The 15,721-nt window shown below is 62.2% G+C and carries 18 protein-coding genes; 4 read left to right on the forward strand and 14 right to left on the reverse strand.

The features are described 5' to 3' along the window. Nucleotides 1-280 precede the first annotated feature (280 nt). The 6 genes from AC0L3H_RS24745 to AC0L3H_RS24770 all read right to left on the reverse strand — a co-directional run bounded on the left by AC0L3H_RS24745 (nucleotide 281) and on the right by AC0L3H_RS24770 (nucleotide 3,531). Nucleotides 281-646: a PRC-barrel domain-containing protein gene (locus AC0L3H_RS24745; protein WP_023799241.1), complete on the reverse strand. Its 366-nt coding sequence runs from the start codon at nucleotides 644-646 to the stop codon at nucleotides 281-283. A 97-nt stretch (nucleotides 647-743) separates the two neighbouring features. Then, nucleotides 744-947: a dodecin family protein gene (locus tag AC0L3H_RS24750; RefSeq protein ID WP_023799242.1), complete on the reverse strand. Its 204-nt coding sequence runs from the start codon at nucleotides 945-947 to the stop codon at nucleotides 744-746. Nucleotides 948-1,048: 101 nt separating this feature from the next. Further along, nucleotides 1,049-1,879, reverse strand: coding sequence for a 3-deoxy-8-phosphooctulonate synthase (gene kdsA / locus AC0L3H_RS24755; RefSeq protein ID WP_473587195.1), 831 nt, complete (start codon nucleotides 1,877-1,879; stop codon nucleotides 1,049-1,051). Beyond that, a complete protein-coding gene (locus AC0L3H_RS24760; protein ID WP_473587196.1) occupies nucleotides 1,876-2,787 on the reverse strand; it encodes a VOC family protein in 912 nt (303 codons plus the stop codon). The genes kdsA and AC0L3H_RS24760 overlap by 4 nt, the downstream gene beginning before the upstream one ends. 210 nt (nucleotides 2,788-2,997) lie before the next feature. After that, nucleotides 2,998-3,288 (reverse strand): Dabb family protein, encoded by a 291-nt coding sequence (locus tag AC0L3H_RS24765; protein WP_473587197.1) that lies wholly within the window; start codon nucleotides 3,286-3,288, stop codon nucleotides 2,998-3,000. 108 nt (nucleotides 3,289-3,396) lie between these two features. After that, nucleotides 3,397-3,531: a hypothetical protein gene (locus AC0L3H_RS24770; RefSeq protein ID WP_473587198.1), complete on the reverse strand. Its 135-nt coding sequence runs from the start codon at nucleotides 3,529-3,531 to the stop codon at nucleotides 3,397-3,399. Nucleotides 3,532-3,774: 243 nt separating this feature from the next. Here AC0L3H_RS24770 and AC0L3H_RS24775 point away from each other — a divergent pair, with 243 nt between their 5' ends. Next, complete coding sequence (locus AC0L3H_RS24775; RefSeq protein ID WP_473587199.1) at nucleotides 3,775-5,031, forward strand: class I SAM-dependent methyltransferase; 1,257 nt, start codon at nucleotides 3,775-3,777, stop codon at nucleotides 5,029-5,031. A gap of 207 nt (nucleotides 5,032-5,238) precedes the next feature. On the opposite strand, the gene AC0L3H_RS24780 is transcribed toward AC0L3H_RS24775, so the two are convergent. After that, nucleotides 5,239-6,504 carry an NAD(P)/FAD-dependent oxidoreductase gene (locus AC0L3H_RS24780; protein ID WP_473587200.1) on the reverse strand — a complete coding sequence of 422 codons (1,266 nt, stop codon included), beginning with the start codon at nucleotides 6,502-6,504 and terminating at the stop codon, nucleotides 5,239-5,241. 265 nt (nucleotides 6,505-6,769) lie between these two features. Between AC0L3H_RS24780 and AC0L3H_RS24785 the strand changes: the two genes are divergently transcribed. Further along, entirely contained in the window at nucleotides 6,770-7,372 is a 603-nt protein-coding gene (locus AC0L3H_RS24785) for a 5-formyltetrahydrofolate cyclo-ligase (RefSeq protein ID WP_473587216.1), read from the forward strand. Here AC0L3H_RS24785 and AC0L3H_RS24790 read toward each other — a convergent pair. Next, nucleotides 7,369-7,842, reverse strand: a complete 474-nt coding sequence (locus AC0L3H_RS24790; RefSeq protein ID WP_023799250.1) for an Lrp/AsnC family transcriptional regulator — start codon at nucleotides 7,840-7,842, stop codon at nucleotides 7,369-7,371. The genes AC0L3H_RS24785 and AC0L3H_RS24790 overlap by 4 nt on opposite strands. 159 nt (nucleotides 7,843-8,001) lie before the next feature. On the opposite strand from AC0L3H_RS24790, the gene ald reads away from it, so the two are divergent. Further along, on the forward strand, nucleotides 8,002-9,117 hold the full coding sequence (gene ald / locus AC0L3H_RS24795; protein WP_091591151.1) for an alanine dehydrogenase: 1,116 nt from the start codon (nucleotides 8,002-8,004) through the stop codon (nucleotides 9,115-9,117). 199 nt (nucleotides 9,118-9,316) lie between these two features. After that, the gene (locus tag AC0L3H_RS24800) at nucleotides 9,317-10,618 is read left to right on the forward strand and encodes an outer membrane protein (protein ID WP_473587201.1); all 1,302 of its coding nucleotides are present in this window, start codon (nucleotides 9,317-9,319) and stop codon (nucleotides 10,616-10,618) included. Nucleotides 10,619-10,839: 221 nt separating this feature from the next. Here the strand turns inward: AC0L3H_RS24800 and AC0L3H_RS24805 are convergent, their stop codons facing one another. The 6 genes from AC0L3H_RS24805 to AC0L3H_RS24830 all read right to left on the reverse strand — a co-directional run bounded on the left by AC0L3H_RS24805 (nucleotide 10,840) and on the right by AC0L3H_RS24830 (nucleotide 15,553). Then, nucleotides 10,840-11,307, reverse strand: coding sequence for a DUF1203 domain-containing protein (locus AC0L3H_RS24805; protein WP_473515228.1), 468 nt, complete (start codon nucleotides 11,305-11,307; stop codon nucleotides 10,840-10,842). A 77-nt stretch (nucleotides 11,308-11,384) separates the two neighbouring features. Continuing rightward, nucleotides 11,385-12,191, reverse strand: coding sequence for a 4-hydroxy-tetrahydrodipicolinate reductase (gene dapB, locus AC0L3H_RS24810; RefSeq protein ID WP_473587202.1), 807 nt, complete (start codon nucleotides 12,189-12,191; stop codon nucleotides 11,385-11,387). Nucleotides 12,192-12,303: 112 nt separating this feature from the next. Continuing rightward, nucleotides 12,304-12,867, reverse strand: a complete 564-nt coding sequence (locus AC0L3H_RS24815) for a GNAT family N-acetyltransferase (RefSeq protein WP_027154015.1) — start codon at nucleotides 12,865-12,867, stop codon at nucleotides 12,304-12,306. A 5-nt stretch (nucleotides 12,868-12,872) separates the two neighbouring features. Continuing rightward, complete coding sequence (sseA, locus tag AC0L3H_RS24820) at nucleotides 12,873-13,724, reverse strand: 3-mercaptopyruvate sulfurtransferase (protein WP_473587203.1); 852 nt, start codon at nucleotides 13,722-13,724, stop codon at nucleotides 12,873-12,875. Nucleotides 13,725-13,775: 51 nt separating this feature from the next. Further along, nucleotides 13,776-14,519: an alanyl-tRNA editing protein gene (locus AC0L3H_RS24825; protein ID WP_473587204.1), complete on the reverse strand. Its 744-nt coding sequence runs from the start codon at nucleotides 14,517-14,519 to the stop codon at nucleotides 13,776-13,778. Next, complete coding sequence (locus AC0L3H_RS24830) at nucleotides 14,519-15,553, reverse strand: cysteine synthase A (protein WP_473587205.1); 1,035 nt, start codon at nucleotides 15,551-15,553, stop codon at nucleotides 14,519-14,521. The genes AC0L3H_RS24825 and AC0L3H_RS24830 overlap by 1 nt, the downstream gene beginning before the upstream one ends. Nucleotides 15,554-15,721: the final 168 nt, after the last annotated feature.

Here is a 15,721-nt window from a genome sequence, read left to right on the forward strand (position 1 = left end):
TTGCTGTCATCATAAGTCATGTCAGTCATAGGCCGTGGCGGCATGCGGCTTTCTGGTTTATGCTCACAGCTGCGCGGGGCGAAACAGGAGGAGTTTCGCCATGTCTCAGTTGAGCGGTATTGTGAGTTTGTTCCTGATCGCGGCGGCGTTTTTGACGTCGTGTGACACTCAGCAGCCTCAACAGGGCGCGGTAGAGTTGTCGACCCTTGCAGCGGAGTAGATATCCTGCAAAAAAGGCCCCCGGTTCAACCGGGGGCCTTTTGATTCCGGCAGAGCAAGATCAATGCCAATAAGGCTCGACCCTGTAGTAACTGTATGAAGCATCACGCGCGGCCTCGCCGTCGGCGCCCGTCAATTCGTTGATCGAATAGGCGGGAGCTGCCTTCAGTTGCTCCTTGGTGAACGGCACGACATAGCCGCCCTTGTTCTCGTCATAGTCGAGGCTCGCCCACGGAATGGCGTGGTATTTCTCGCCGATGCCGAGAAATCCGCCAAAGCCGATCACGGCAAACATGATTCCATTCGACAATTTGTCGAGCATGACATCCTCGATGTCGCCGATGTGCGTGCCTTCCGTGTTGTAGACGGAAGTGCCGATCACCCGCGAGGCAGCGATGGCTTCAGTGTGTCCTGTCTGGGTTGTCATGATGTGCTCCTCTTGTCGTTCACTTCAGCTTCGACAATGAGGAGAGGGCTGCGAAGGTTCCAGATTTTTATGGACGCGGTCATACGTGCAGGGCTGATCACTCAGCGAGGATGAAGGTGACCTTCATGTTGACGCGGTAGGCGGAGATCGTGCCGTTCTCGACGACGACCTTCTGGTCCTGGATCCAGGCGCCTTCGACGTTCTTCAATGTCTTTGCGGCGCGGGCAATCCCCTGTTCGATGGCGTCCTGAAAGCTCTTATTCGACGATGATGTGATTTCGGTGACGCGGGCGACGGACATGGCTTCCTCCTCCAAGGCACTCGGTTGCCTGGGCAGCGTACAACCGGCGCCTGTTGATCACAAGTTTCGGGTCGGACTTAGGGCTGGGCCGCTGAACTTGCTCAGCCCTTGGCGACGCGATCGAATGCCATCAGCCTCTCAAGCAGCGCCCGAAGGTCCTTCAGCGGCACCATGTTGGGACCGTCGGAGGGGGCGTTGTCGGGATCCTGATGCGTCTCGATGAAGACGCCGGCGACACCGACCGCAACCGCGGCGCGCGCCAGCGTCTCGACGAAGCGCCGATCGCCGCCTGACGAGCCGCCCTGCCCGCCCGGCTGCTGCACCGAATGCGTGGCGTCGAAAATCACCGGCGCGCCGATCTCGGCCATGATCGGCAGGGCGCGCATATCGGACACCAGCGTGTTGTAGCCGAAGCACGCGCCGCGCTCGGTGACCAGCACATTGGCGTTGCCGGAACCGGTGACCTTGGCGACGACGTTCTTCATGTCCCACGGCGCGAGGAACTGGCCCTTCTTCACATTGACGACCTTGCCAGTTCTTGCCGCCGCGACCAGCAGATCGGTCTGGCGGCTGAGGAAAGCCGGAATCTGCAGGATATCGACATGCGGCGCGACGAGCGCGCACTGTTCCTCGGTGTGGATATCGGTCAGGATCGGCAGCGAAAACGCCTTGCGCAAATCGTCGAAGACGGGCAGCGCCGCATCGAGCCCGGCGCCGCGCGTGCCGCCAAGCGAGGTGCGGTTGGCCTTGTCGTAACTGGTCTTGTAGACGAGGCCCAGCCCGAGCTTCTCGGTCAGTTCCTTCAGCGCGCCAGCCATGTCGAAGGCGTGCTGGCGCGATTCAAGCTGGCACGGGCCGGCAATCAGCGACAGCGGCGCGGTGTTGCCGAAGACGACATTGCCGACGGTTACGGACGAATTGGGCTTGCTCATGCTTTCTCCTGGAAAACGAAGACCGCACCCTGCCCGGATGCCGGCCGCACGACAATATCATCGCCGCGTATGTCATGTTCTACGGAACTTGCGGCAAGCAGCTTGGCGACCGTGTCGGCGGAACCAACTGAAAAGACGATCGCCGCGAAGCGGAGTTCCGATGGCGCGCCGGCAGGTATGCCGAAGCGCGATTCGAAAGCGACGGGGTCAAGCAGGGTCAAGGTCGCGTTCGGCAGCTCAAACGCAGTGCTGCTCCCCGGCACGGTTGCCGGACTGTGCGTCGCGATCGAAATCAAACGGCGCTGTTCGGATGGCTCATTGCTGACCGCCACGACCTCGACAATGCCGTTTGCGCCATTGGCGTGGACCTGCAACGCGCTGCGGTCCACTTTCGGCGCATTGATCCGCTCGCAAGCAAACAGGAATGCGTCCGTCGCCCCGGTGCCGGAGGCGAAGGCCAGTTTGAACGATGCCGTGTCGCTGTTTCCCGCCGCGTCGGTGAAGGCGCGCGAAAAGCTCAGCATGTCTCCAGCCGACAGGCCGGCTTCGACATAGCGTGCGTGGTCGGCATCCGCACTTTGGGTGCCCAGGACAAGGGCGGAAAATCCCTCATTGCCGCAGCTGTCGCGATAGGCGCGATCGCGCGCGACGAAGACGTTGTCGTCAGCGACCGCTTTCGCCGCCGCTCGCGCATTGCCCACTGCCAGCAGCTCGAGATAGGTGCCGTCCTCAAGGAAGACGCAGCAGTTTTCCGTGCCGAAAGGATGGATGCCGGTCGGCGCCACGACAAAGCCAAGCGAAGCCAGCCGCGCCCGTGCCACGTCGAGGCTCGCGGTCGGCAGCACAAGATGGTCAAGCGGACAGGGGCCGGGCGGATAAGCGCCGGGCGAATGAGGGCGTGCTGGCATCGTCTCGATCATGCCGGCGCGGTGTGCATCATTCCGGAAGTTGGTTCAAGAGCCCTCGCCTGACGCGCACGGATTTCATATAGCGGCAGCGGTCGTCGCGATGGCTGTTCTTGGCCACGCTGCCTTGGCGACGCGCGAAAGCGACAGGGCGCTGATCCGACCGAACCAACGGCCGCAGATGGGTGCGCTCCTGCTTCGGTCAGTTTCCCTTCAAGTCGCAGCCACAATGTCCGCCGAATAGCGCAATTCACGCAGCGGTTTGACCTGACTGGTCGTCTCGGCATAGAGCGGATGCGCCTTGTACGCGGCCAGAGCGGCGTCATCCTCGAACTCGGCATAAACGACCAAGTCGATCTCGTCCGAAAGCGGGTCGACCTTGCTGTTGAGCGTCACCTCGAACAGACGGGAATGGGGGATGTTGCCCAGCGCCAGCAAGCCCGTGCGTACGGCCTCGACGTCCTCTTTGTGCCGTGCGCTGAAGAAAACGATATGCCGGATCAACCCCAGCCTCCTCGATCGATGTGCAGCCATGTTTTGTGTGGGCAACACGATTGCGTCAACCGGCAACGATGTCGCGGCAACAACGCGTTGGGGCGACGGCGAGGAAACCTACATCATGCTGGTAATGTAGCGCGCGATGCGGTTAATCTCCCTGACCGTGGTGTCGAGATAGCTGCCCTGATTGTAGAGCCCGTCCCAGATCAGGAAGAACGTGACGGCGCAGATGACGATGACATAACGCATGGCTAAAACTACTGCATCCGGGTGGCTGCAACCATAGTGATTCCGGCGTTGATCAGCGCCCTCCCCCAAAATCTTTCCATGATCCGTGCTCGCTTGCCTTGGCTCTTGAAGTTCCCCTTGATGACGTGAAAGATTGCTGCGGGGATTCATCGGGAAGCGGCGTTCGCGCCCTGCCGATGAACTGCGAGAGAGTTGGAAACCGGCGATTTTGCGCCGGCGCCGCAGAAGTCCCGGGGGCGTGACATGGCTCACAAGGAAGACACCAGCGTTGCGTCGGGCGACGCGGTCAAATTGGACGAATTCAATTTCGCCGAGACCGTCAAAGGCCTGCCGGCCAAGGCGCGCATGGTGCTGTCGGCGGCGATGAACCTGCCGCGTGGCTCGCTCAAGGTGAGGATGCCGGACGGCCGCGCCGTCCTCGTCGGCGGCAAGGGCCCGGGTCCGGACGCCGAACTGGTGCTCAAGAACTGGCGCCTGCCCGGCCGCGCCTTCACCGGCGGCACCATCGGCATCGCCGAATCCTACATCGACGGCGATTGGGACAGTCCCGATGTGACCAGTTTCCTGGAACTGTTCGTCGTCAATTCAGAAATCGGAGAGCGCATCGCCGGCGGCGCCAGCTGGTTGATCAACGCCGTCCAGCGTGTCCGCCACTGGTTCAACCAAAACACCCGCACCGGCTCGAAGCGCAACATTTCGGCGCATTACGATCTCGGCAACGCCTTTTACAAGGAATGGCTGGATCCGAGCATGACCTATTCGTCGGCGCTCTATGCGGCTGGTGCCAACGATCTGGAAAGCGCGCAAGCCGCCAAATATCGCGCGCTGGCCAAGGACACGGGCATCGGCGCGAACGACCACGTGCTTGAAATCGGTTGCGGCTGGGGCGGCTTTGCCGAATTCGCGGCGCGCGAGATCGGCTGCCGCGTCACCGGGCTGACGATCAGCCGCGAACAGCATGATTTCGCCAGAGCACGCGTCCAGAAGGCTGGATTTGCCGACAAGATCGACATCAAGCTGCAGGACTACCGCGACGAAACCGGTTCCTACGACCGCATCGCCTCGATCGAGATGTTCGAGGCGGTCGGCGAAAAGTACTGGCCCGTGTTTTTCGGCAAGATGAAGGATTGCCTGCGGCCTGGCGGCACCGCCGGCCTGCAGATCATCACCATCAACGAGAAAGCCTACGATACCTATCGCGCCCGGCCGGATTTCATCCAGCGTTACGTCTTCCCGGGCGGCATGCTGCCGACGCCGTCGATCCTGAAAACGCTCGGCAAAGACCATGGCCTTGCTCATCTGCGCGAGCGCATTTTCCCGGACGACTATGCCCGCACGCTCGCCGAATGGCGCCACCGTTTTTGTGGGTCATGGGAAAAGATCGTCCCGCTCGGTTTCGACGATCGCTTCAAGAAGCTCTGGGAGTTTTACCTGCATTATTGCGAAGCCGGCTTCCGCGCCAGCTACATCGATGTCCGCCAGGTGGTTTACAGGGCTTAGGGTGGCGACGACTAATTTCCGCATGGGATCAATTGGTTCTCCGTCGAACATCAAGTCGAGGATGCGGTTCGAGCCGGCTGCTGTTCAACGGCGTGCCAGCCTTCAATAGCGTGCCAAGTCCTGACCGAAGCAGAGCTTCGCGCCTGAATCCGGTCGAGTCCATAAGGGAACAGATGACGTGCGGATGCATGTGCGCGGGCGGAGACGTCAGCGCCTGTCGTCGTCGCCTTGGGTGATCAGCCGCGCGCTGCGCTGCCCTGTCAGGTAGATCCATAGCCAGCTCAGCGAAACCGCAAGCCGGTTACGGAAGCCGATCAGAAAATAGATGTGCGCCAGGCCCCATAGCCACCAGGCCAGCCGGCCGGTGAGCTTGATCCAGCCGATGTCGATCGCGGCGGCGCGCTTGCCGATCGTCGCCAGATCGCCGTCATGCCTGTAGCGGAAAGGCCGCGGGTTCATGTCGCCGGCAAGCCGGGCCTTGATCGTCGCGGCGACATGCCGGCCCTGCTGCTTGGCGGCGGGTGCTACGCCGGGCACCATGCGGCCATCCGGCCGCAGGACGTGCGCAGCGTCACCGACGACGAAAATCTCCGGACTGCCCGGCACGTTCAGATCGGGGTCGACCAGCACCCTGCCCGCGCGGTCCGCTGCCGCCCCCAGCCATTCGGCAGCCGGCGAAGCGGCGACGCCTGCTGCCCACAGGATAGTCCTGGCCGGCAGATGCGTTTCACCGAAGACGACACCCTCCGCGTCGCAACGTGTCACGGGCCGACCGAGTTCGACCGTCACGCCAAGCCGCTCGAGCGCCTTGCTGGCATAGTCGGAGAGTTCCGGCGCGAAATTGGAAAGGATACGGTCACCGGCCTCGATCAGCACCACGCGCGTCTGCCGCGTATCGATGTTGCGGAACTCGCCGCGCAGCATCTCGTGCGCCAGTTCGACAATGGTGCCGGCCAGTTCCACGCCTGTTGGTCCGCCACCGACGATCGCCAGTGTCAGCAGCGCCTGGCGCCTGGCGGGATCACTTTCCCGCTCGGCTTGCTCGAAGGCGAGCAGAATGCGCCGTCGAATGGTGGTGGCGTCCTCCAGCGTCTTCAGCCCCGGTGCGAAATTCTCCCATTCGTCATGGCCGAAATAGGCGTGGCGGGCGCCGGTGGCCAGCAGCAGCGTGTCGTATCCAACCGCGCCGCCATCATCGAGCAGCACATTTCTGCCGGCGCGGTCGACGCCGCTGACGGTGGCCAGCAGTGTCGTCACATCCTTGCGCTTGCGCAGGAGATGGCGGATCGGCCAGGCGACTTCCGAGGTCGCCAGCGCCGTAGTCGCCACCTGATAGAGCAGCGGCTGGAAAAGATGATGGTTGCGCTTGTCGATCATGGTGATGCGCACCGGCGCGCCGTCAAGCGCGCGGGTGAGTTCGAGACCCCCGAAGCCCGCCCCGACGACGACGACATGATGGCTGGTTTCGTTCATCTCATTCACTCCGGGAGCAGGTTGGGCCAGGAGAGCAGGTGGGGCGGGAGCGCAGACTGGACAGCAATTTCGCCAAGGCTGATGTAGCGACTTTTGTGCACCGCAACAACATCCGACTTTGCCGACTGCACGCCGGAAGATGTCGCTGTTGTACATGCCCCCATCCTGCCGCCGAGTATAATTTCATCGAAGCAGACGAAAGGAGAGGAACTTGCATAGCGATCATGACGACGGTCCGGGGCAATATTCCTCGCCGCCTTGCTTCATGCACGAGTTCGACCCGGAATTCCGGCCGCCCCTATCCGACTGGAACGACGTGAAACGATGGCGCAAGGCCGAGCGCGAGCGGCTGATTGCGGCGCGCCTCGCTGTCCCGGCTGAGGTGCGGACGGCAATGTCGCAGCGCATCGGCGAAAACCTCGACGCGGTGATCGGCGACATTGCCGGCCGCATGGTCAGCCTCTACTGGCCGTTCCGCGGCGAGCCGGATTTGCGGGCCTGGATAGCTTCCGTCAATGAGCGCGGCGGCCGTACCGCACTGCCCGTTGTCGTCGAAAAAGCCCGCCCGCTTATCTTTCGCGCCTATGGACCGGGCGACCGGCTTGAGAAGGGTGTCTGGAACATCCCGATCCCGGCTGGAGGCGATCCGGTGCTGCCCGACATCGTCATCTCGCCTGTCGTCGGCATCGATCCGAGACAGTATCGGCTGGGCTATGGCGGCGGCTTCTTCGACCGCACGCTGGCGGCGATGCCATTCAAGCCGCTGGTCATCGGTGTCGGCTACGAACTGCAGCGCATCGCCACCATCTACCCGCAGCCGCATGACATCCCGATGGACCGGGTGGTAACGGAGGCTTTCAAAGCCTAGGCAAGTTCCGGCTTCATCCCGACCGCCGTCCGGTCGACGATCTCGCGCAAGGCGAACGACGAGTTGATCTTCGTCACATGCGGCATTGCCGACAGCCATTCCTTGTGGATGCGCTCATAGTCGACGAGGTCCTTTGCCGCGATGCGCAGGATATAATCGTATTCACCCGACATCAGGTGGCAGGACAACACGTTCGGGCAGCGCTTTATCGCCGCCTCGAAATCCGACAGTGTCTTTTCGAATTGCCCCGACAGCGATATATGCACAATCGCCGTCATCTGGTGGCCAAGAGCGGCATTGGACAGCCGGGCGTGGTAGCCGCGGATGGTTCCGGATTTCTCCAGATTGTCCAGCCGCCGCGAGCAGGCCGACTGTGACAGGCCGACCTTCTCGGCAAGCGCCGCGTTGGGTATCCGCCCATCCCGTTGCAACGTTTCGAGGATGGCGATATCAATCCTGTCGAGCGGCATTTTTCGGGATTCCTGCGACAATCCAGCTGTTTTACGCAACGATTATCGAACCGCACCGTCTTGCGCAAGCGTATTCGCAAACACCTACGCGACGATTCGTGGTTCACTGTCTCTCAACAGCGAACATGCCCCAAAAGGCTGGATCAGGAGGAGAAGAAGATGCGCGTCGGCTGCCCCCGGGAAATCAAGAACCACGAATACCGCGTCGGCCTGACGCCGGGATCGGTCCGCGAATATGTCGCGCATGGCCACGAAGTGCTGGTCGAGACCGGCGCCGGCGCCGGCATCGGCGCCGACGACAACGCCTATCGCGCCGCCGGCGCCACCATCGCCAAGACGGCCGCCGACGTGTTTGCCAAGTCCGACATGATCGTCAAGGTCAAGGAGCCGCAGCCCAACGAATGGGTCCAGCTCCGTGACGGCCAGATCCTCTACACCTATCTCCATCTCGCTCCGGATCCGGAGCAGACCAAGGGCCTGCTGGCCTCGGGCGTGACGGCCATCGCCTACGAGACGGTCACCGACGACCGCGGCGGCCTGCCGCTGCTGGCGCCGATGTCGGAAGTCGCGGGCCGCCTGTCGATCCAGGCGGGCGCCACCGCGCTGCAGAAGGCCAATGGCGGCCGCGGCGTTCTGCTCGGCGGCGTGCCCGGCGTGCTGCCTGGCAAGGTCACTGTGCTCGGCGGCGGCGTCGTCGGCCTGCATGCCGCACGGATGGCGGCCGGCCTTGGCGCCGACGTCACCATCATCGACCGCTCGATCCCGCGCCTGCGCCAGCTCGATGATATCTTCGGCGGCCGCGTCCACACCCGCTACTCGACGGTCGAGGCGCTGGAAGAGGAATGTTTTTCGGCCGACATCGTCGTCGGCGCCGTGCTGATCCCGGGTGCCGCCGCGCCAAAACTCGTTTCGCGCGAAATGCTGTCGGGAATGAAGAAAGGCTCGGTGTTGGTCGATGTTGCCATCGACCAGGGCGGCTGCTTCGAGACCTCGCACGCCACAACTCATGCCGACCCGACCTATGAGGTCGACGGCGTCGTTCACTATTGCGTCGCCAACATGCCGGGCGCGGTGCCGGTCACCTCGGCCCAGGCGTTGAACAACGCGACGCTGCATTACGGCCTGCAGCTTGCCGACAAAGGCCTGAAGGCGCTGGTCGACGATCATCATTTGCGCAACGGCCTCAATGTCCACAAGGGCAAGATCACCAACCGCGCGGTGGCCGAATCACTCGGCTATGAGTTGGTCGAGCCGAAGGCCGTTCTCGCCGCCTGAACCTGCCGCTGATTCTCTCCCGACAAAGCCGCCGGCGCCCCGGCGGCTTTTTTTTCCACAAGAAAATTTCACGGTTTGCGATCAACTGGCCGGCTTTACCCGCTATGCTTGCAATGTGTCATTACTGTGGCTTTTTTGTTACATCCGCCAGCACGGGCAGGTGCTAGACGGCTGACGGGTTTTTCAAAAGGCAGGGGCAATGATCAACAAACGATTCGCAAAATCTCTTCTTCTTGGCGCAGTTTCCGTTCTGGCGCTTGGTTCGGCTTCTCATGCCGCCGACGCGCTTGTGCCGGTCGTCGAGACGTCGGCCTTCAACTGGAGTGGCATTTATGTTGGCTTCGGCGTCGGCGCCGGCGCCAATGTCCACGAGCTCAGCAGCGATTTCCTTCCCGGCTTCTCGTTGAACGGCATTGGTGGTGAAGGCGTATACGGTGAGCTGACCGTTGGGTACGACTATATGGTGTCGCCGCGCTTCCTGATCGGCGGACTCCTGGACGCCCATATCGGCAACATTGAAACCACGCTCGACGTAGCTGGATTCGAGGCTTCGGTCCGCGAGACTTACGGTTTCGACGCTGGTCTGCGGGCCGGATACCTGTTCACGCCGAACACGCTGGGCTATGTGCTCGGCGGCTATTCCTGGCAGAAATACGAACTCGACACCAACGCTGGTATTGACCTGGATTGGGACCAGAGCGGCTACTTCGTCGGAGCCGGCGTTGAAACGGCCATCAACAGCAACTGGACCATCAAGACAGAATATCGCTATACCCGCTTCGGCACCAATGATGATCTGCTTTCCGAGTTCGGTTTGCCGGATGGCGCCCTCAATATCGACACATCGCGGCATACGTTCCAGGTCGGGGCCAACTATCGCTTCGGCGCCCAGAATGGCGGCGTCGCCTCTTTTGAAGCGCCTGCCTACAACTGGACCGGCTTCTACGTCGGCGGCGCCGCCGGCGCGGGTGCGTCGGTGCATCAGATCGAAGTTCCGCCGCTTGGCGGGCTCGAGTTCAACGGGCTCGGCGGCGAAGGTGTGTTCGGCGAATTGAACGTCGGCTATGACCATGATTTCGGCAGCTGGGTCGCAGGTGTCATGGTGGATGCCCGCTACTCCGGCATGACTTCCGAGTTGGAATTTCCAGGCGGATCGATCAATCTGGATACCGATTACGGCTTCGATGTGCTTGCCCGCGTCGGCATGAAAGTCAACGAATCGACACTCGCCTATGTGCTCGGCGGTTACAGCTGGCAGCATTTCGATCTGAATGCGTCTTCGCCCATAGGCGACATCCTCGATTGGGACTCCAGCGGCTTCTCGGTGGGTGGTGGTCTGGAAACGGCCATGTCCAGCAACGTGACCGTCGGCCTCGAGTACCGCTACTCGCAGTTCTCCGAGGAGGATTTTTCCTCTGAACTTGGGCTGCCGGACGACACTCTCACCTCTACGCCTTCGTTTCACACCGTCCGCATTGGTGCGAAGTACAAGTTCAACTAATTTTCGAGCCGTCCAGACAACAGTCAAAGCCCGTCGGTCATTCCGGCGGGCTTTTTCTTTGGGTAAAGAAATATAATGCAGGCAGCAAAAAAGCGGAGCCAAAGCCCCGCTTCCTCTGATATCGAGATCTCCCGCCGGTTCATCCGCGGTCGGCAAATCGATCGACAATCATTCCATAACGCGACATTGCGACAGGCGTACGACAGCTGCGACCGATCCGGTCACGCGCGCTCGATCCGGCACTGGTAGCAATTGTTTCGTGCCGAGCGGACATGCACATAGGCGATGTCGTCGCGCTCGAACAAACTCTCGGCCCGCGCCGCGATAGCGCCCGTTGGGATGACGCCGCCGCTGCCGTACACGATGCGGTCGTCGCTGCCGTAGCCGCGCACGATGTAGTCGCTGCTTTCGAGAATTTCGGGAAGCGCCTCGGCCTCGGCAGCGCGCTCGCAAGGCTCGGCATGCAGGAAGATCGGACCGGTCTCGGCGTAAGGCTGCAATTGCGGGAATGGCCGATAAGCCAGGACAAGGTAGGCTTCTCCAGCGGCGACGTTCTTCAGGCAGTGGCGGCAAGGCACGCCGTCACCGTCGGATATTTTCCGCTCTGGGATCAGGCCATAGGCGTCCGGCCCGCCGCGCTGCAAAGCTCTGACGCCTTCCGTGGGCAAGGCCTTGAATTGGATGGTCATGGTGAAATCTCCGATGTCGTCGACCGGAAATTACGTCGCTGCGCCAGCGCTTCCCACCCGATTCCTGCCAATCTGGATCAGTCCATCAGCGCGTCGAGACCGCGCACCAGCCCTGTGATCTCCTGTACCCGCCGGATAGCGAGCAGCGTGCCGGCCACATAAGGGGCAGCGGACGAGCCGGCGTCGTGGCGGATGGTCAGCCGCTCGTCGGGCAGGCCGAACAGCGCTTCGCAGGACAGGATGTAGGAAGGCAGGCGAAGCGCATGCACCTGCACCCCCTCACCCGTGCCAACCGCCGCACCGCGCGTTCCCGGCACACCGGAGACCTCCGAGACCGGCCGCGCGGTCGAAGCCTTGCGGACTTCGGCCAGCACTTCGGCAAGCTCGCGCGCCGTGCCGGACGGCGCGTCGGGTTTCCTGGCGCTGGCATAGTCGATGACCTCGACATCCGGCACGTATTTCGCCGCGATCAGGGCAAACCGCTTCATCAGCGTGGCGGTGATCGAAAAATTGCCTGCGGCAATGACGCCGACACGGTTGGCGCGGGCTGCAGCATCGATCTCGCCGAAATCGGTCGCACCCAGCCCCGAGGTGCCGATCACCACGTGCCGTCCGTTTTCGATGGCCAGCAGCGCGTGGTCCTTCACGACATGCGGTTTGGTGTAGTCGACCAGCACGTCCGACGGCACCTCCATTGCCTCGGCCAGCGAGGCGGCAACGATGATGCCGTTTGCCGGCAGGCCGACCAGCAGGCCGGAATCCTGCCCAGCGCCGCTGCGTGACACGGCCGCGGCCAGCGCCATGTCGCCTTGCGCCCCGATCGCCGGAACCAGTGCCTTGCCGACCCAGCCGGTCGCACCGGCCATCACCACCCGAATCATCATTGATCCTCCCATCGCCATTTCGAGCGCCACGCGTTCCCTTGGATGCGTGGCGAACGCTCCAACAGTTTGCCTCCGAGCTGAAGCATCGATGAAATTCAGTCTGCGGAGAAAATCATGGCCGCATGACGCTGGCCGCACGTTCGGCGAAGGTCATTGGATGCACCATCTCCTTCTTTTGCGCGACCGGTTCAAAGCCGAGCTTCTGATAGAGCGGCAATGCCGCTGGATGGTCGAGCGTGCAGGTCTGCACCGTCACCCGCCTTGGTCCGTGCGACCAGGCGGCGTCGATCGCCGCACCCAGGAACCAGCGGCCGATGCCTTGGCCGGTGGCGTGCTCCATCATGCCAAAATAGGCCAGTTCCACTTCTCCCGGCAGATGCGGCTTCAGGTCGAAAAAGCCGGCCGGCGAGCCGTCGAGATACAGCACCCTGATGTCCCGGTCCTCGCGGTGGATCCCGGCAGAAAGCTCCTCGTCGCTCAGCCTCAGCACGTTGACCCAGTGCCATTTGCGGCCCACCCGATCCATCAAATAGCGGTAGAAATGCAGCGGAATGTCCTTGGTTTTCAGCAATGCGATCTGGCGGTTGTACGGCAGCGGCGGCGAATAGGCCGGCGGCGCATGCATTTCGAGAAACGTCACCGTGACCTCGATGTCTTCAAGCGCGCCGTTTTCCATCGCAGTCAGTCCTTGCCCGTCACGACGGGCGTATCGCCAAGCCCACCCCATTCGGTCCATGAACCGTCGTAGAGCCTGTTGTCGGTGTGGCCTAGCGTCTCGAGCGCCAGCGTGATCGCCGCCGCCGTAACGCCTGAGCCGCAAGAGGTGACGACCGGCTTTGACAGGTCGATGCCGGCGTCCTCGATCACCTTGCGCAACCGGTCTTTCGACAGCAACTCGCCATCCTCGGCAAGCGCCGAAAACGGCGCATTGCGCGCGCCGGGCATATGACCCGAGCGGACGCCGGCGCGAGGCTCCGGCTCGGTACCGGCAAACCGGCCAGGCGAACGCGCGTCGGCGATCTGGCTTTCTCCGGTCTCGACGATCCGGCGCATGTCGGCCAGGCTGGCGACGCGAGCGGCATCGAAGTCGGCATGGAACACGCAAGGCGCGATCTTCGTCGGCTCCGCCGTCACCGGCCGTCCAGCCGCTTTCCAGCGATCGAAGCCGCCGTCCAATATGTAGACCTGGAACACCCCCATGACACGGAACATCCACCAGGCGCGCGGCGCCGAGAAGAAGCCCGGGCCGTCATAGACAACGATGGTGTCGTCGGCCGAAATGCCCATGGCGCCGACATATTGGGCGAAATGCTGCGGCGACGGCAGTGTGTGCGGCAGTGGGGAATCAGGATCCGAGATCGCATCGTGATCCAGGAAACGGGCGCCCGGAATGTGCGCTGCGTCATATTCGGCGCGCGCGTCGCGTTTCTGCGCCGGCAAATACCAGGACGCGTCGACGATGGTCAGGCCAGGCTCGCCGAGGCGCTTCTGCAACCAGTCCGCATCGATGGTGAAAGGGCTGTCTTCGGCCATTGTTCTTCTCCTGCCCGCCTTCGATAATCTGTTTATCAGGCCGGCTGTTTATCAGGCCGGCGGCATTGGTCCAAAGCGTATTCGGAAGCGCCGGTTCTCGCGACCCTTCTTCTCGATCTTGCCGATATGGATCTCGCCGACTTCTCCAGTGCTCTTCACATGAGTGCCGCCGCAAGGCTGGCTGTCGATCGAGGCGTTCTCGCCAATGCAGACCAAGCGGATCTTGCCCGTGCCGACCGGCGGCCGAACATTCTTCGATTTCACCAGTCCCCGATTGGCCGCCAACTCCTCGTCGGTGATCAGCCTGACAAAGACCGGGTGGTCGGCCCGCACCAATTCCATCAGCCGGGCCGTCACGTCTTCCCTGGTGAAGCCGGCATCCGGAATATCGAAATCGATACGGCTGTCGTCCTCGGAAACCGAGGCACCGGTGATCGGGAACGGGCAGACGACGGTAAGCAAGTGGCAGGCTGTGTGCATGCGCATCAGCAGATGCCGCCTCTGCCAATCGAGGGCAAGCTTTACCGGCTCACCGACCTCAGGCACCGCCTGCTCAGGCGGCGGCACATGGATGATGTCATCCTTGGTCTCACCGGTGATGGTGGCGGCAACAGGGATCAGGCTGCCGTCGGCGCGTTCGAGGGTGCCCGTATCGCCAGGCTGCCCGCCCGACGTGGCATAGAAGATCGTCCGGTCCAGAATGATGCCGCCACGGTCGTTGACGGCGACAACCACGGCATCAGCCGTCCTGAGATAGGCGTCGTCGCGAAACAGGGCATCCGTCCTGTAAGCCATCACCCAACCTTTTCGAACGGCACCGAGATTGTGCTCCGCTGTTCCATCCAGCCCGGCACCGGCAGCTGCTTTTGACGCAGGAATTCCGGGTTGAACAATTTCGACTGATAGCGCGTGCCGTAGTCGCAAAGCACGGTCACGATGGTATGGCCGGGACCCATCTCACGTGCCAGCCGGATCGCGCCGGCAATGTTGATGCCGGTCGAGCCGCCGATGCACAGGCCTTCCTCCTGGATCAGGTCGAAGACGATCGGCAGTGCATCCTCGTCCGGAATCTGGAAGGAGAAATCCGGCGTGAACCCTTCCAGATTGGCGGTGACCCGCCCCTGCCCGATGCCTTCGGTGATCGAGCTGCCTTCGGATTTCAGCTCGCCGCTGGTGTAGAAACTGTAGAGCGCCGCACCGAGCGGATCGGCGAGCGCGATCTTGACGTCCTTGCACCTGGCCTTGAGCCCGAAGGCGACCCCTGCCAGTGTTCCGCCGGAGCCGACCGCCGAGACGAAACCGTCGACCTTGCCGCCGGTCTGGGCCCAGATTTCTTCCGCCGTGGTGCGGGTATGGCCATCACGGTTGGCGACGTTGTCGAACTGATTGGCCCAGATCGCGCCGTTCGGCTCGGACCGGGCCATCTGCTCGGCCAGACGGCCCGACAGTTTCACATAATTGTTGGGGTTCTTGTAGGGAACGGCAGGCACCTCGATCAGCTCGGCGCCAAGCAATCTGATCGTGTCCTTCTTCTCCTGGCTTTGCGTCTCCGGGATGACGATTACGGTGCGGTAGCCAAGCGCCTTGGCGACCAACGTCAATCCGATGCCGGTGTTGCCGGCCGTCCCCTCGACAATCACCCCGCCCGGCCTCAAAAGTCCGCGCTGCTCGGCGTCGCGGATGATGAACAGCGCGGCACGGTCCTTGACCGACTGGCCCGGATTCATGAATTCGGCCTTGCCTAGGATCTCGCAACCGGTTTCTTCCGAGGCTTTGTTGAGGCGGATCAGAGGCGTATTGCCGATCGCTTCGATCACAGAACGGGGCATGGAGATTCCTTTATGCTTGCGGCCGAACCCTAGAAACCCGAAGCTTGGGTTTCAAGGCAAGAATTTGCCTGGTCCAGCAGCATTTCCGGGCTGCAATTTCCTAAAACAGACGTTGCGTTGCGCCAATCATTGAAGCTCACCATTGAAAAGCGCTCTTTTCATCCGATT

The organism is Mesorhizobium sp. WSM4816, assembly GCF_055811535.1.

What these genes read in the sequence shown, in the direction of transcription:
- AC0L3H_RS24790 (WP_023799250.1), bottom strand. Translation starts at nt 7,842, where the DNA reads ATGCCGCTCGACAGGATTGATATCGCCATCCTCGAAACGTTGCAACGG.
- AC0L3H_RS24805 (WP_473515228.1), bottom strand. Translation starts at nt 11,307, where the DNA reads ATGACCATCCAATTCAAGGCCTTGCCCACGGAAGGCGTCAGAGCTTTG.
- dapB (WP_473587202.1), bottom strand. Translation starts at nt 12,191, where the DNA reads ATGATGATTCGGGTGGTGATGGCCGGTGCGACCGGCTGGGTCGGCAAG.
- kdsA (WP_473587195.1), bottom strand. Translation starts at nt 1,879, where the DNA reads ATGAGCAAGCCCAATTCGTCCGTAACCGTCGGCAATGTCGTCTTCGGC.
- AC0L3H_RS24745 (WP_023799241.1), bottom strand. Translation starts at nt 646, where the DNA reads ATGACAACCCAGACAGGACACACTGAAGCCATCGCTGCCTCGCGGGTG.
- AC0L3H_RS24760 (WP_473587196.1), bottom strand. Translation starts at nt 2,787, where the DNA reads ATGCCAGCACGCCCTCATTCGCCCGGCGCTTATCCGCCCGGCCCCTGT.
- AC0L3H_RS24775 (WP_473587199.1), top strand. Translation starts at nt 3,775, where the DNA reads ATGGCTCACAAGGAAGACACCAGCGTTGCGTCGGGCGACGCGGTCAAA.
- AC0L3H_RS24815 (WP_027154015.1), bottom strand. Translation starts at nt 12,867, where the DNA reads ATGGAAAACGGCGCGCTTGAAGACATCGAGGTCACGGTGACGTTTCTC.
- AC0L3H_RS24785 (WP_473587216.1), top strand. Translation starts at nt 6,770, where the DNA reads ATGCACGAGTTCGACCCGGAATTCCGGCCGCCCCTATCCGACTGGAAC.
- AC0L3H_RS24780 (WP_473587200.1), bottom strand. Translation starts at nt 6,504, where the DNA reads ATGAACGAAACCAGCCATCATGTCGTCGTCGTCGGGGCGGGCTTCGGG.
- AC0L3H_RS24750 (WP_023799242.1), bottom strand. Translation starts at nt 947, where the DNA reads ATGTCCGTCGCCCGCGTCACCGAAATCACATCATCGTCGAATAAGAGC.
- sseA (WP_473587203.1), bottom strand. Translation starts at nt 13,724, where the DNA reads ATGGCCGAAGACAGCCCTTTCACCATCGATGCGGACTGGTTGCAGAAG.
- AC0L3H_RS24770 (WP_473587198.1), bottom strand. Translation starts at nt 3,531, where the DNA reads ATGCGTTATGTCATCGTCATCTGCGCCGTCACGTTCTTCCTGATCTGG.
- AC0L3H_RS24800 (WP_473587201.1), top strand. Translation starts at nt 9,317, where the DNA reads ATGATCAACAAACGATTCGCAAAATCTCTTCTTCTTGGCGCAGTTTCC.
- AC0L3H_RS24830 (WP_473587205.1), bottom strand. Translation starts at nt 15,553, where the DNA reads ATGCCCCGTTCTGTGATCGAAGCGATCGGCAATACGCCTCTGATCCGC.
- AC0L3H_RS24825 (WP_473587204.1), bottom strand. Translation starts at nt 14,519, where the DNA reads ATGGCTTACAGGACGGATGCCCTGTTTCGCGACGACGCCTATCTCAGG.
- ald (WP_091591151.1), top strand. Translation starts at nt 8,002, where the DNA reads ATGCGCGTCGGCTGCCCCCGGGAAATCAAGAACCACGAATACCGCGTC.